This window comes from Stenotrophomonas sp. GD03680 (genome assembly GCF_029844625.1).
In the GTDB taxonomy this organism is placed as follows: domain Bacteria; phylum Pseudomonadota; class Gammaproteobacteria; order Xanthomonadales; family Xanthomonadaceae; genus Stenotrophomonas; species Stenotrophomonas maltophilia_P.
This window is the reverse complement of the sequence record NZ_JAOCKC010000032.1, coordinates 1-14309: the sequence shown is the minus strand read 5'-3', so window position 1 is coordinate 14309 and position 14309 is coordinate 1. Positions and strand designations below refer to the sequence as shown.

At 66.0% G+C, this 14309-nt stretch carries 7 protein-coding genes and 1 pseudogene; 3 read left to right on the top strand and 5 right to left on the bottom strand.

All coding sequences use genetic code 11. From position 1 onward, the window contains the following. Positions 1-42: 42 nt before the first annotated feature. On the bottom strand, positions 43-1134 hold the full coding sequence (locus tag N5J29_RS18220; protein WP_065176054.1) for a homocysteine S-methyltransferase family protein: 1092 nt from the start codon (positions 1132-1134) through the stop codon (positions 43-45). Between the two features lie 13 nt (positions 1135-1147). Next, positions 1148-2077: a metalloregulator ArsR/SmtB family transcription factor gene (locus N5J29_RS18215; RefSeq protein ID WP_053515410.1), complete on the bottom strand. Its 930-nt coding sequence runs from the start codon at positions 2075-2077 to the stop codon at positions 1148-1150. Positions 2078-2229: 152 nt separating this feature from the next. On the opposite strand from N5J29_RS18215, the gene N5J29_RS18210 reads away from it, so the two are divergent. Together N5J29_RS18210 and N5J29_RS19285 are read left to right on the top strand one after the other, a co-directional pair. Next, positions 2230-3378, top strand: a complete 1149-nt coding sequence (locus N5J29_RS18210) for an acyl-CoA dehydrogenase family protein (RefSeq protein WP_053515412.1) — start codon at positions 2230-2232, stop codon at positions 3376-3378. Positions 3379-3504: 126 nt separating this feature from the next. Further along, positions 3505-3791 (top strand): annotated as a pseudogene (locus N5J29_RS19285) (hypothetical protein). 79 nt (positions 3792-3870) lie between these two features. Here N5J29_RS19285 and N5J29_RS18205 read toward each other — a convergent pair. Genes N5J29_RS18205 through N5J29_RS18195 form a run of 3 tightly spaced genes read right to left on the bottom strand, consistent with a single transcriptional unit; the run spans position 3871 to position 8975 of the window. Continuing rightward, on the bottom strand, positions 3871-7044 hold the full coding sequence (locus tag N5J29_RS18205) for a multidrug efflux RND transporter permease subunit (protein ID WP_164152500.1): 3174 nt from the start codon (positions 7042-7044) through the stop codon (positions 3871-3873). Between the two features lie 15 nt (positions 7045-7059). After that, entirely contained in the window at positions 7060-8319 is a 1260-nt protein-coding gene (locus tag N5J29_RS18200) for an efflux RND transporter periplasmic adaptor subunit (protein ID WP_053515418.1), read from the bottom strand. Next, a complete protein-coding gene (locus N5J29_RS18195; RefSeq protein ID WP_053515419.1) occupies positions 8319-8975 on the bottom strand; it encodes a TetR/AcrR family transcriptional regulator in 657 nt (218 codons plus the stop codon). Before N5J29_RS18195 ends, N5J29_RS18200 begins: the two co-directional genes overlap by 1 nt. Positions 8976-9226: 251 nt before the next feature. On the opposite strand from N5J29_RS18195, the gene N5J29_RS18190 reads away from it, so the two are divergent. Continuing rightward, entirely contained in the window at positions 9227-14203 is a 4977-nt protein-coding gene (locus tag N5J29_RS18190) for an NAD-glutamate dehydrogenase domain-containing protein (protein WP_164152498.1), read from the top strand. Positions 14204-14309 lie beyond the last annotated feature (106 nt).

Below are 14309 nucleotides of genomic sequence, written 5' to 3'. Positions count from 1 at the left end.
AGCAACGGCAGGGCGGGAAGTGCGGAACGGTGGCGGCGACGTTCATGCCGCCTGGTCCTGGCGGTCCGGCAGGACACGCGGTGGCAGGCCGGCCACCGCCTGGGCGATGGCACGGATGTGGTCGGGGGTGGACCCGCAGCAGCCGCCGACCAGGTTGAGCAGGCCATCGCGGGCGAAACCGCGCAGGGTCGCCGCCATTTCTTCGGGGGTCTCGTCATACTCGCCGAAGGCATTGGGCAGGCCGGCATTGGGATGCGCGCTGACATGGCAGTCGGCAACCTGCGACAGCGTTTCGACATGCGGGCGCATCGCATCGGCACCCAGCGCGCAGTTCAGGCCGATCGACAGGGGCCGCGCGTGTGCCAGCGAGGCGTGGAAGGCTTCGGCGGTCTGGCCGGACAGGGTGCGGCCGGAGGCATCGGTGATCGTGCCGGAGATCATCACCGGCAGGCGCGCACCGCGCGCATCGAAGGCTTCCTCCACCGCATACAGCGCCGCCTTGGCGTTGAGCGTGTCGAAGATGGTTTCGACCATGAGGGTGTCCGCGCCGCCGTCGATCAGGCCATCGATGGCTTCGCGGTAGGTGTCGCGCAGCTCATCGAAACTGGTGTTGCGGAAGCCCGGATCGTTGACGTCGGGACTGATCGATGCGGTGCGGCTGGTGGGGCCAAGCACGCCGATCACGAAGCGCGGCTTGCCGGGCGTGGTGGCTTCAACGGCATCGCAGCAGGCGCGGGCCACGGCGGCGCCGGCCTTGTTCAGTTCGTACACCAGATGCTCGAGGTGGTAGTCGGCCTGGCTGACCGAGGTGGCGTTGAAGGTATTGGTTTCCACCAGGTCCGCGCCGGCTTCCAGGTAGGCGGTGTGGATGTCGGCGATGACCTGCGGCCGGGTGAGCAGCAACAGGTCGTTGTTGCCCTTCAGATCGTGGCCCTGCGGCGCGGCGTGGTCGCAGCCCGGCCCGTGCAGGTGATCGTAGCCATCGGCGAAACGCTCACCGCGGTAGTCGCCTTCCTGCAGGCCATGGCGCTGGATCATCGTGCCCATCGCTCCGTCGATGATCAGGATCCGCTCGCGCAGCGCGCCCAGCAGGGCATTGGCACGTTCGGGGTGCAACCAGGGCAGGACGGGCATGATGATTCCGGACTCAGGGCTTGTTGGCGATCAGCGAGATCACTTCGAAGTGCGGCGGCCGCTTCTCGCGGGTGACCGTCTCCAGGCTGGAAACCTGCAGGCCGGCCTTGTCGACGAACTTCTTCAGTTCCTTGTCGCTGAAACCCAGGTTGACGTGACCATAGGCTTCCACCGCTGCCTTGTGTTCGTGGCGCGCCAGGCTGCACAGCAGCAGGCGGCCGCCCGGGCGCAGCACGCGCGCGGCTTCGGTGACGGCCTGCGCCGGCTTGCTGGCGTAGGTCAGTGCGTGCATCAGCACCACCAGGTCGAAGCTGCGGTCCTTGAAGGGCAGGGCATGCATGTCACCCTCGCGCACTTCCACATTGGGCAGGCGGCGCAGGCGTTCACTGGCAGCGGCCACCACGCGCGCGCTGGTGTCGATGCAGATGTAGCGCTTGGCATGCGGTGCCACCAGTTCGGCCAGCACGCCGTCGCCGGACGCGATATCGAGCACGTCGCCGGTTTCCAACAGGGGCAGGGCGGTACGCGCCAGCGCCTCCCAGGTGCGGCCCGGAGAATAGTGACGTTCCATGTCGCCGGCCACGCTGTCGGCCCAGTTCTGGTCCGCGGCGCGGCTGGCCAGCACGGCGGCGACCCGTTCAGCGTCCTGTCGCAGCAGTGGATCGTCGCTTCCGTTGCTCAAGGCATGCCACAATGCGCGCTGCGCCGGATCCAGCTGCGCTTCGTCGAAGCGGTAGTAGGCCGACACGCCGGCGCGGCGGTCGCGGACCAGGCCCGCTTCCTTCAGGCGCGCCAGGTGAGTGGACACGCGCGGCTGGGCCAGCCGGGTGATCGCCGAAAGCTCGGCCACGGTCAGCTCTTCCTGCTCCAGCAGCGCCAGCAGGCGCACCCGCGTCGCATCGGCGAACACCTTCAGGCGGGTTGACCAGTCTTCCAGATCCATGAATATCTACCTATCGCGATATAGAGATATATTCGCTGGATCGGCCGCCGTGGTCAAGTCGGTGGCGTATGGAAACTCCCCGGGCCCCGGTACAATCGGCACACCTGGGCGCGCGCTGCGCGGCCATAACCTCATGTACCCGGGAGGGTGTTGTGGATTTCAGCTTTACTGAAGAGCAGTTGATGCTGCAGGACGTGGCGCGGCGCATCGCGCAGGAGAAGATCGCCCCGAGCGCGGAGCATCATGACCGTACCGGCGAGTTCCCGCTGGAGAACATCCGCCTGCTGGGCGAGAACGGCCTGATGGGCATCGAGGTACCGACCGAATACGGCGGCGCCGGCATGGATCCGATCGCGTATGTGCTGGCGATGGTGGAGGTCGCCGCTGGCGACGCGGCCCATTCGACCATCATGTCGGTCAACAATTCGCTGTTCTGCAACGGCATCCTGACCCACGGCAGCGAGGAGCAGAAGCAGAAGTACGTGCGCGCCATCGCGGAGGGCGAGGCCATCGGTGCATTCGCCCTGACCGAGCCGCAGTCCGGTTCGGATGCGACCGCCATGCGTTGCCGCGCGGTCAAGCAGGCCGACGGCACCTACGTCATCAATGGCAAGAAGAGCTGGATCACCTCCGGCCCGGTGGCCCGGTACATCGTGTTGTTCGCGATGAGCGAGCCGGACAAGGGCGCGCGTGGCATCACGGCTTTCCTGGTCGACACCGAAAAGGCCGGCTTCGGCCGTGGCAAGACCGAGCCGAAGCTGGGCATCCGTGCCTCGGCGACCTGCGAGATCGAATTCAACGATTACGTCGCCCAGCCGGAAGACGTGCTGGGCCAGGAGGGCGAGGGCTTCAAGATCGCCATGGGCGTGCTCGATGCCGGGCGCATCGGCATCGCATCGCAGGCCATCGGCATCGCCCGTGCCGCTTATGAAGCGACGCTGGAGTATGTGAAGGAGCGCAAGGCGTTTGGCGCGCCGATCGGTACTTTCCAGATGACCCAGGCCAAGATCGCCGACATGAAGTGCAAGCTGGACGCAGCCCTGCTGCTGACGCTGCGCGCGGCATGGGTGAAGGGCCAGGGCAAGCGTTTCAGCAATGAAGCGGCCATCGCCAAGCTGACGGCGTCCGAAGCGGCGATGTGGATCACCCACCAGGCCGTGCAGATCCATGGTGGCATGGGCTACTCCAAGGAAATGCCGCTGGAGCGCTACTTCCGCGATGCCAAGATCACCGAGATCTACGAGGGCACCTCGGAGATCCAGCGCCTGGTGATCGCCCGCAACGAGACCGGGCTGCGCTGAGTCGAAACGGCTGCGCCGCTGCAACAGCGGCGCAGCCGGTAGATCCATGCCCTGCATGCACGGGCCTGTTGGTCGGGCGATGCCGATCTGTTCCAATGCAGGGCCTTTTTTACAGGTTCTGCAGAGATGATCTATCGAGGTTGGGGAATCCTGACACTGGTGACGCCGATCGCAGCGATCCTGCTGCTGGCTTACCTCTTCCCGCACGATGGCCCCCGGGGCAACATCCCGCTGCCCCAGGTGCTGCTGGGGGCAGGCATTGGTGCAACCGTGAACGTGCTGCTGGGCTTGTGGCTCAACCGTACTCCCCGGCAGAAAGGGGAAACTGCGCCCACCACTTCTTCTTCGTACCCATGCAATGGGCCGCGCTGGTTCTGCTGGCGGTGTGCGTGGCGGTCGCGCTGCTGCGCTGATCTGCTCTGGCATCCCCCCGCGATAAACAAAAAAGGCCCCGGATCGCTCCGGGGCCTTTTCGTTGCAGCGCAGGGTGGATCAGCGATCCGGACGATGCGCTGCTTCGCCCTCACGCTGGCGGCTGAGGAATTCCTTCGACGGCTCGTCCAGCTTGTCGCCGAGCATGCGCCGCACGACCACGAAGAAGACCGGGATCATCAGCAGGCCGAGCAGGGTGGCGAACAGCATGCCGCCGATCACGCCGGTACCGATGGCGTGACGGGAGTTGGCGCCGGCGCCGCTGGAGATCGCCATCGGGATCACGCCCATGATGAACGCGAAGGACGTCATCAGGATCGGGCGGAAGCGCAGGCGTGCCGCCTCGATGGTGGCATCGCGCAGGTTCTTGCCCGCCGCACGCTGCTCCACCGCGAACTCCACGATCAGGATCGCATTCTTCGCCGCCAGGCCGATAACGGTGATGAGGCCGATCTTGAAGAACAGGTCGTTCGGCAGGCCACGCATCATCGACAGGCCGATGGCACCGAGCACGCCCAGTGGCACCACCAGCAGCACCGCCACCGGGATCGACCAGCTTTCATACAGCGCCGCCAGGCACAGGAACACCACCACGATGGACAGCACCAGCAGCAGCGTCGCTGCGTTGCCGGCCAGGATTTCCTGGTAGGACATGCCCGACCAGTCGTAGCCGAAGCCGGCCGGCAGGTCGTTGTTGACGATGCTCTCCATGGTCTGCATCGCCTCACCCGAGCTGGTGCCCGGCGCCTGCGAGCCGACGATGTTGATCGCCGAATAGCCGTTGTAGCGGCTCAGTGACGGCGATGCGGACACCCATTCGGACTTGACCACGGTGCTCAGCGGGATCATCGCGTTGGTGCCGTCGGCGTTGGTGGTCAGGCTGGAGGGGCTGTAGAAGCTCTTCAGCGACTCCTGGCCGGTGCGGTACGGGCCATCGGCCTGCATGGTCACGCGCTTGATGCGGCCTTCGTAGAAGAAGTCGTTGACGTACACCGGCGCCAGCATCAGCTGGATGGTGCTGTACACGTCCGACACCGACATGCCCATCGACTGCGCCTGCACGCGATCCACGTGCAGCTGCAGCTGCGGAGCGTTCTCCAGGCCGTTCGGACGCACGCCAACCAGTGCTTCAGGCTTCTGCGCCGCCTGGCCAAGCAGGATGTTGCGGGCCTGCGTCAGCTGCTCGTAGCCGGCGCCACTGCGGTCCTGCAGCCACATGTCGAAGCCACCGAACTGGCCCAGGCCCTGCACTGTCGGCAGGTTGACCACGAAGATCTGCGCTTCCTTGATGCCGTAGAACGCGCCGTTCATGTTCTGGATGAACTCCGGCGCGGTGAACTCGCGTTCTTCCCACGGCTTCAGGCGGATGAAGCCCATGCCCACGTTCTCGCCGGAACCGACGAAGCTGAAGCCGGCCACCTGCAGCATGCCTTCAAAGCCATCCTGCTTTTCCAGAATGCCGCGCATCTGCGCGAACACCTCGTTGGTCTGGGCCTTGGTCGAGCCCGGGGGCAGCTGCACGATCGCCAGCGCATAGCCCTGGTCTTCTTCCGGCAGGAAGCTGCCCGGCATGCGCGTGAACAGGAAGCCGCACAGCGCGGTCAGTACCACGAACAGGATCATCCAGCGCGGGGCATGGCGCACCGCCGAGGTGATGTGGCCCACGTAGGTGTGGCTGATCTTGTCGTAGTACTTGTTGAAGGTGCGGTAGACGATGTTCGGGTTGTCGTTGTGCGTCGGCTTCAGGAAGGTCGCGCACAGCGCCGGGGTGAAGCCCAGCGCCAGGAAGGCCGAGAACGCCATCGAGATGGCGATGGTCAGCGCGAACTGCTTGTAGATTTCGCCGGCGGCACCGCCCTGCAGTGCGGACGGGATGAACACCGCTGCCAGCACGACGGTGATCGCCACCACCGCGCCGGTGATCTGGGTCATCGCCTTCTGCGTGGCCGGCTTCGGCGCCAGGCCTTCCTCGCTCATGATGCGTTCGACGTTCTCGATCACCACGATGGCGTCGTCGACCACGATGCCGATCGCCAGCACCATCGCGAACAGGGTCAGCTGGTTGATCGTGAATCCGATCATCCACATGCCCAGGAAGGTACCCAGCAGGGCGACCGGGATGACCAGGGTCGGGATCAGGGTGGCGCGGAAGTTCTGCAGGAAGATCAGCATCACCAGGAACACCAGCAGCACCGCTTCGAACAGCGTCTTGACCACTTCCTGGATCGAGATCTTGACGAAGGTCGTGCTGTCGTACGGCGAGAACCAGGTCACGCCGGCCGGGAAGCTGGGCTGCAGTTCGTCCATCTTGGCGCGCACCGCATCGGCCACGTTCAGGGCGTTGGCGCCCGGCAGCAGCTGGATGGCGAAGGCACCGGTCGGCTTGCCGTTGTACTGGGTGTCGAAGCCGTAGTTGTTGGCACCGAAGGCGACGCGGGCGATGTCCTTGAGCAGCACGCGCGAGCCATCGGCATTGGCGCGCAGGATGATGTTCTCGAACTCCTGCGGCGAGCTGAAACGTCCCTCAGCCGACACGGTGGCGGTGAAGTGCTGGCCTTCCGGCGACGGGTCCGAGCCCAGCGCACCGGCGGCGAACTGCACGTTCTGCGCACGCACGGCAGCCAGGACCTGGCTGGCCGAGAGACCATAACCCTGCATCTTCTCCGGGTTCAGCCAGATGTTCATGGCGTACTCGGAACCGAACTGCTGGGTGCTGCCGACGCCGGGAATGCGCGAGACCTGGTCGAGCACGCGCGAACCGACGATGTCGTTCAGCGCGTCACGGTTGATCGCCGCCGTATCCGACTGCAGGGCCACGACCATCAGGAAGCCGGCATTGGCCTTGGCCACCACCACGCCCTGCTGGGTCACCTCCGACGGCAGTCGTGGCGTCGCCAGCGACACCTTGTTCTGCACCTGCACCTGGGCGATGTCCGGATCGGTACCGGTCTCGAAGGTGAGGGTGATCTGCGCGCGGCCATTGGACGAGGACGAAGAGCTGAAGTACAGCAGGTGATCGATACCGGTCAGCTGCTGCTCGATCACCTGGGTGACCGATTTTTCGGTGGTGTCCGCGCTGGCGCCCGGATAGGTGGCCGAGACGGTCACCTGTGGCGGAGCGATGTTGGGATAGGACTCCACGCCCAGGTTGAGGATCGCGATCACGCCGCTGAGCGAGATCAGGATCGCTACCACCCAGGCGAAGACTGGATGTTCGATGAAAAATTTAGGCATGACGGAAGGTTCCCGTTACTGCTTGTTCGAGTCGGTGGCGGCCGGCGCGGCCTTGTCGGCTGCGTCGGTCTGGGCCGGAGCCTTGTCGGCGGCAGCGGCGGGTGCGGCCGGGCCGGCACCGCCGGCCGCGGGCTTGCCGGCGGCGTCCTGCCCCGGGGTCCAGGGCTTGGCGACGGCCGGGCTGCCTTCCTTGACCTTCTGCACGCCGGCCACGATCACCTTGTCGCCGGCGGCCAGGCCATCGCTGACCAGCCAGTTGCCGCCCTGTGCGCCTTCGGTCTTGACGTTCTTGCGCGCCACCTTGCCATCGGCACCGACCACCATCACGTAGCCGCCCGTGGTGTCGCGCAGCAGCGCCTGCTGCGGCACCAGGTAGGCATTGTTGCGCTCGCCGAGGTTGGCCTGGAAGCTGACGAAGGCTCCCGGCAGCAGGATCTGCTGCGGATTGGGCAGCAGCGCACGCAGCGACACCGCGCCGGTGGCCGGGTCGACCGTAGTCGAGGAGAAGTCGAGGGTTCCCGGCTCGCTGTAGGTGCTGCCATCGGCCAGCTTCACGTTGACGGTGGCCTTGCCGTCGCCGGCCAGGGCCAGGGCGCCCTTGGCCTGCTGCGCGCGCAGCTGGGTCAGCTCGTCCACGCTGAGCGAGAAGTTGACGTACAGCGGATCGAGCTGGTCAACGGTGGTCAGCAGGGTCACGTCGCCCTGGCCGACCAGTGCGCCCTCGGTCACCTGCTGCTTGTTGGCCACGCCGCTGATCGGCGCGGTCACTTCGGCGTAGCCCAGGTTGATCCGCGAGGAGGTCACCGCCGCTTCGGCCTGCTTGACCGCGGCCAGCGCAGTGCGCTCGGCCGATTCGGCGTTGTCCAGGTCGGACTTGGAGACGAACTGCTGCGGTGCCAGCGAGCGGGCACGATCGGCCGCCACCTTGGCGTTGGCGTAGGTGGCGCGCGCCGACGCCAGCTGGGCCTCGGACGCGTTCAGCGAGGCGCGCAGCGGTGCCGGGTCGATCAGGAACAGGGTCTGCCCCTGCTTGACCTGGGAGCCTTCCTGGTAGACGCGCTTGAGCAGCACGCCCGGCACGCGTGCGCGGACATCGGCACTGCGGAACGGCGACAGGCGGCCGACCAGCTCGCGCTGCAGCGGCAGGGTCTGCGGCTTCGCATCGATCACGCCCACCTCCGGCGGCGGGGGTGTCTGCTGTTCCGGTTTCTTGCAGGCAGCCAGCGCGACAGCAACGGCGCACGTCAAGGCAAGGGTGCGGAGTGGGGCGGTCATCAGGAGGAACTCCGGGGTTGGTTTGTAGACGGGGCCGGCGACGGTTGCGGCGCAAACGCGCGCAGGAAGCTGTCGACGGAGAACTCTGCCCAGCGCCGACGCAGGAGCGCGTCATCACGATGGGGGGTATGGAAGCGCTGTTTGTCGAAATCCTGACCGGCGATCATGCTCAGCAGCAGTTCGGCCATGAAGTGCGGGTCGTCATGCCGGAGCAGGCCACGCCTGCAAACGGTTTCAATCCATTCAGAAAGATGAAGTGTCAGCGCGCCAGCACCATGCCGGTACAGCGCCCGGGCCTCTTCGGGGAACTGGGCGGCATCTGCAGCGATCAGCCGGCAGGCCTGGCCGACATGCGGTTGGTTGAAATGCTCCAGGAAGTCGATGGCGAACTGCAACAGGCTGGCACGCAGGTCGTCACTGCGGAGTGCACGCAGCATTGCCCCCGTCGCGTGTCCCACATGCCGCTGCATCACCCGCCGCAGCAGTTCCTGCTTGCTGCCATAGCGCGAGTACAGGGTCTGCTTGGAGCAGCCGGCCTGCTGGGCCACCGCATCCATGCTCATCTGCATGCCCTGCCGGGCCAGCAGTTCGCGCACGGCATCGAACACGCGCTCATCGCGCGCATCGAGGGCAACGGGGAAGTAGGCCGGGTTCACGCGGTGGACTATACCGTCCAGTTCAGGATTGTGGAATCGAAACGACGTTCCCGCGTGTGTCTTCCGGTAACACGCTTTGCCGATCCTGTCGGCAAGGCGGCCGCCCCCCGCTCGCTCCGTACCTGGGCGAACTGAATAGGCGTCTAAACCGCAGCAAACCCGAATCTGCTTATTCCGTCCTGCAGCAAGGCCTTTTCGCGCGGGAGGGCTACAATTTCATTTTCCCAACTGAGCAAGCGCATCGCTCTGCCATGAAACCGCAAAAAACCGCAGCCAAGACCGTGAAAAACAAGACCAAACCAGCTGAGTCGGAGGTCGCAGTGACCGCTGGTTTCTCCCTGGAGCCGGTATACACGGCCTTGCGCAAGCGTTACCCGGCGGCCGCCCAGGCCGAAGCAGTGGCGTTTGCCGCTGACTTCTACAAGCGCATGGAGGCGGACGAGTTCCCGCACCACAGCGCTGAAGAGTGGGCCGCGCTCGCGGCCGAGACGCTGGAGTTCGCCCGTGCCCGCAAGGCCGGCAAGGCCAACGTGCGCGTGTTCAATCCGACGGTGAAGGCGAACGGTTGGGAATCGCCGCACACCGTGCTGCAGATCATCAACGACGACATGCCGTTCCTGGTCGACACCGTGACCATGTCACTGGCCGAACAGGGCGTGGGCGTGCACGTGCTCGGCCACCCGGTGCTGCGCTTCACCCGCGACAAGGCCGGCAAGCTGGTCAAGGTCGGCGAGGGCGAGGCCGAATCGGTGATGCTGCTGGAGATCGACCGCCAGCCGGCCGATGCCATGGCCGCCATCGAGCAGGCCATCGGCAAGGCGCTGGACGAAGTGCGGGCGATCGTGCGCGATTGGCAGCCGATGAAGGACAAGGCACTGGCACTGGCCGACGATCTGGGCAGCCGTGCGCTGCCGGTCGACGATGCCTCGCGCAGGGAAGCGCAGGAGTTCCTGCGCTGGGCCGCCGACAACCACTTCACCTTCTTCGGCTACCGCGAGTACCGCGTCGAGAAGCAGGGCAAGGAAGACGTGCTGGCGCCGCTGAACGAGACCGGCCTGGGCCTGATGCGCGGCAAGGACAAGTCCGCCGCACGCCCGGTCAAGACGCTCGCCGCCCAGGGCCTCAACGCCACGTCGGGGTTGAAGGACGCGCTGATCCTGACCAAGACCAATGCGCGCTCCCGCGTGCACCGCGCCGGCTACATGGACTACATCGGCGTGCTGGAATTCGACGCCAAGGGCAGGATCATCGGCGAGCAGCGCTTCCTCGGCCTGTTCACTTCCAGTGCCTACAACCGCCGCCCGTGGGAAATCCCGCTGGTGCGCCAGCGCCACGAATACGTGATGAAGCAGTCCGGCCTGGCCGCGTCCAGCCACAGCGGCAAGGCACTGCGCCACATCCTGGAAACCCTGCCGCGCGAAGAACTGTTCCAGTCCAGCGAGGACGAACTGTTCCGCACCGCGATGGGCGTGCTGGGCCTGCAGGAGCGCGTGCGCAGCCGCCTGTTCCTGCGCCGTGACAAGTACAGCCGATTCATCTCCGCGCTGGTCTACCTGCCGCGCGAGCGCTTCAACACCGACGTGCGCCTGCGCATCGAGGCGATGCTGAAGGAAGCGCTGCATGGCGAGTACGTCGACAGCTCGGTGGTGCTGGGTGAATCGCCGCTGGCGCAGGTGCATCTGATCGTGCGCCCGAAGCCCGGCGAGATGCTTGACGTGGATACCGCCGAACTGGAGCGCAAGCTCGCCCAGGTGCTGCGCAACTGGCAGGACGACCTGCGCGAAGCGCTGGTGGCCCGTCATGGCGAAAGCGAAGGCCTGCGCATCGCGGCCCGCATCGGCAAGGCACTGCCGGCCGGCTACATCGAAGACAACAGCACCGCAGTTGCCGCCAACGACGTCAGCCAGCTCGACGCGCTGACCGGTCCGGACGATCTGCGCCTGAGCCTGCAGGCGGTGCCGCGCGAAAGCGGCGATGGCCTGCGCCTGAAGCTGTACCGCCAGCTGGACGACATTCCGCTGTCCGACGCGCTGCCGATGATGGAGAACATGGGCCTGCGCGTGATCGCCGAGCGCCCGTACCGCCTGTCGGTCGACAACGCTCCGGTATACGTGCAGGACTTCGAGGTCGAATCGACGGCCGGTGAGATCGATGCCGCCAGCGTCGACGAAGCATTCGGCGAAACCTTTGCCCGCGTCTGGCACGGTGATGCCGAGAACGATGGCTTCAACCGCCTGGTGCTGGCCGCCGGCCTGCACTGGCGCCAGGTCGCCATGCTGCGCGGCTACTGCAAGTATCTGCTGCAGACCGGCGTGCCGTTCTCGCAGGCGTACGTGGAAGGCACGTTCGCCCGCTATCCGCTGCTGGCGCGCCTGCTGGTCGAACTGTTCGAAGCGCGCTTCGATCCGGCCACCGGCCACGAGAGCAAGGACGACATCGCGGCCGGCCAGGCCCAGCTGAAGGCTCACTTCGATGTGCTGGCCGCCGGCGACGAGGCCACCCTGAAGGTGCTCAAGACCGTGGTCGATGCCCGCAAGGGTGACCGCGACGCGCAGATGCAGGCCGCGCGCGATGCGTTGCTGAAGCTGATGGACCGCGTGTCGAGCCTGGACGAAGACCGCATCCTGCGTTCGTTCATGGGCGTGATCGATGCCACCCTGCGTACCAGCTACTACCAGACCGACGCCAATGGCCAGCACGGCCATGTGATCAGCTTCAAGTTCGACTCGGCGCTGGTGCCGGACCTGCCGAAGCCGCGTCCGTACCGCGAGATCTTCGTCTACGGTCCGCGCGTGGAAGGTACCCACCTGCGCTTCGGCGCGGTGGCCCGTGGCGGCCTGCGCTGGTCGGACCGTCGCGAAGACTTCCGTACCGAAGTGCTGGGTCTGGTCAAGGCGCAGATGGTCAAGAACACCGTCATCGTGCCGGTCGGTGCGAAGGGCGGCTTCTTCGCCAAGACCCCGCCGGTGAACGGCGACCGCGACGCGATCTTCGCCAACGGCGTGGCCTGCTACAAGCTGTTCATCCAGGGCCTGCTGGACATCACCGACAATATCGTCAACAACAAGATCGTGCCGCCGGTGGATGTCGTGCGGCACGACATGGACGATCCGTACCTGGTGGTGGCCGCCGACAAGGGCACGGCGACCTTCTCCGATATCGCCAACGGCCTGGCCATCGCGCACGGCTTCTGGATGGGCGATGCGTTCGCCTCCGGTGGTTCGGTGGGGTACGACCACAAGGGCATGGGCATCACCGCGCGCGGTGCATGGGAGTCGGTCAAGCGCCACTTCCGTGCGCTCGGCCGTGACAGCCAGAGCCAGGACTTCACCGCGGTCGGCGTCGGCGACATGTCCGGCGATGTGTTCGGCAACGGCATGCTGCTGTCGCGCCACATCCGTCTCGTCGCGGCATTCGACCACCGCCATATCTTCCTTGACCCGAACCCGGACGCGGCGACCTCGTTCGTCGAGCGCGAGCGCATGTTCACCGTGCCGCGTTCGAGCTGGGCGGACTACGACGCCAAGCTGATCAGCAAGGGCGGCGGCGTGTACCCGCGCAGCCTGAAGTCGATCGAGATCACCCCCCAGGTGCGTGAAGCGCTGGGCCTGGACGAGAACGTCAAGGCGCTGTCGCCGAACGACCTGATGAGCGCGATCCTGAAGGCACCGGTGGACCTGCTGTGGAACGGCGGCATCGGCACCTACGTGAAGGCCGCCAGCGAGCAGCACAGCGATGTCGGCGACCGTGCCAACAACGCACTGCGCGTGAACGGTGGCGAGCTGCGCTGCAAGGTGGTGGGCGAGGGCGGCAACCTCGGCATGACCCAGCTGGGCCGTATCGAGGCCGCGCAGGCCGGCGTGCTGCTCAACACGGACTTCATCGACAACTCGGCCGGCGTGGATACGTCGGACCATGAAGTCAACATCAAGATCCTGCTCAATGATGTGGTGCGGGCGAAGAAGCTGACGGTCGACCAGCGCAACAAGCTGCTGGCCTCGATGACCGATGAAGTCGCCGACCTGGTGCTCAACGACAACTATCGCCAGAACCAGGCGCTGAGCCTCATGGAGCGGATGGCGGTCAAGCGCCTGGGTTCCAAGCAGCACTTCATCCGCACCCTGGAACAGCAGGGGCTGCTGGATCGGCAGATCGAGTTCCTGCCGTCCGATGCCGAGCTGTCCCAGCGCAAGGCGCGCGGCCAGGGCCTGACCCGTCCGGAGCTGTCGGTGCTGCTGTCCTACTCCAAGCTGGTGGCGTTCAACCAGCTGCTGGAGTCGGATATTCCGGAAGATCCGTACCTCTCCAAGGAGCTGCTGCGCTACTTCCCCACGCCGCTGCAGAAGAAGTACGCCGATGCGATGGAGCGTCACCGCCTGAAGCGCGAGATCATCGCCACGGCGGTGACCAACCAGACCATCAACCGCATGGGCGCAACGTTCCTGATGCGCATGCAGGAAGACACCGGCCGCTCCATCGCCGAGGTCGCCAAGGCCTACACCATCAGCCGCGAGACGCTGGATGCGCGCGCGCTGTGGGCGCAGATCGACGCCCTCGACGGCAAGGTGCCGGAGTCGGTGCAGATCGACGCGCTGGAGGTGATCTGGAAGCTGCAGCGTTCGTTCGTGCGCTGGCTGCTGTCGCGTCCGGGTGCGATGCCGGGCATCACTGAAGCGGTCAACCGCTATCAGGGCCCGTTCAACGACATCCGTGTCGCGTCGGGTGTGCTGCCGGACTCGCAGCGTCCGACCTACGAGGCGCTGGTGGCCGAGTGGAAGGAGAAGGGCCTGCCGTCCGCGCTGGCACAGCAGCTGTCCGAGCTGCACTTCCTGGAACCGGCGTTCGACATCATCGAACTGGCCCGTACCCGCAAGCTCAAGCCGGTGGACGTGTCCAAGGTGCACTTCCGCCTGGGCGATGCCCTGCAGTTGCCGTGGCTGTTCGAGCAGGTCGATGCGCTGGAAGTCAACGGCCGTTGGCATGCGGTGGCACGCGGCGTGCTGCGCGACGAGCTGGCCGCCAACCATCGCAACCTGGCCGGTCAGGTGCTCGCCACCAAGGGCGGCAGTGCCGAGGCCAAGGTGGCTGCATGGATGGGCCGCGATGACAACAGCCTGCGCTTCACCCTGGCAATGCTGGCGGAACTGGCCGAGCAGAAGACCCTGGACTACCCGACCGTCTCGGTCGCGGTCCAGCGCCTGGGCCAGCTGGCCGCACACGGTGCGTGACTGATGTAGTGCCGGGCCACGCCCGGTCTGCGTGAAACGGAGCGGCCCCGCGAAAGCGGGGCCGTTCTGTTTCTGGCCATTGGCGATTCGCCGGGCATGGCCTGGC

Excerpts from the sequence above, each read along its gene's own strand:
- N5J29_RS18220 (WP_065176054.1), bottom strand. The coding sequence starts at position 1,134 with ATGCCCGTCCTGCCCTGGTTGCACCCCGAACGTGCCAATGCCCTGCTG.
- N5J29_RS18215 (WP_053515410.1), bottom strand. The coding sequence starts at position 2,077 with ATGGATCTGGAAGACTGGTCAACCCGCCTGAAGGTGTTCGCCGATGCG.
- N5J29_RS18205 (WP_164152500.1), bottom strand. The coding sequence starts at position 7,044 with ATGCCTAAATTTTTCATCGAACATCCAGTCTTCGCCTGGGTGGTAGCG.
- N5J29_RS18200 (WP_053515418.1), bottom strand. The coding sequence starts at position 8,319 with ATGACCGCCCCACTCCGCACCCTTGCCTTGACGTGCGCCGTTGCTGTC.
- N5J29_RS18190 (WP_164152498.1), top strand. The coding sequence starts at position 9,227 with ATGAAACCGCAAAAAACCGCAGCCAAGACCGTGAAAAACAAGACCAAA.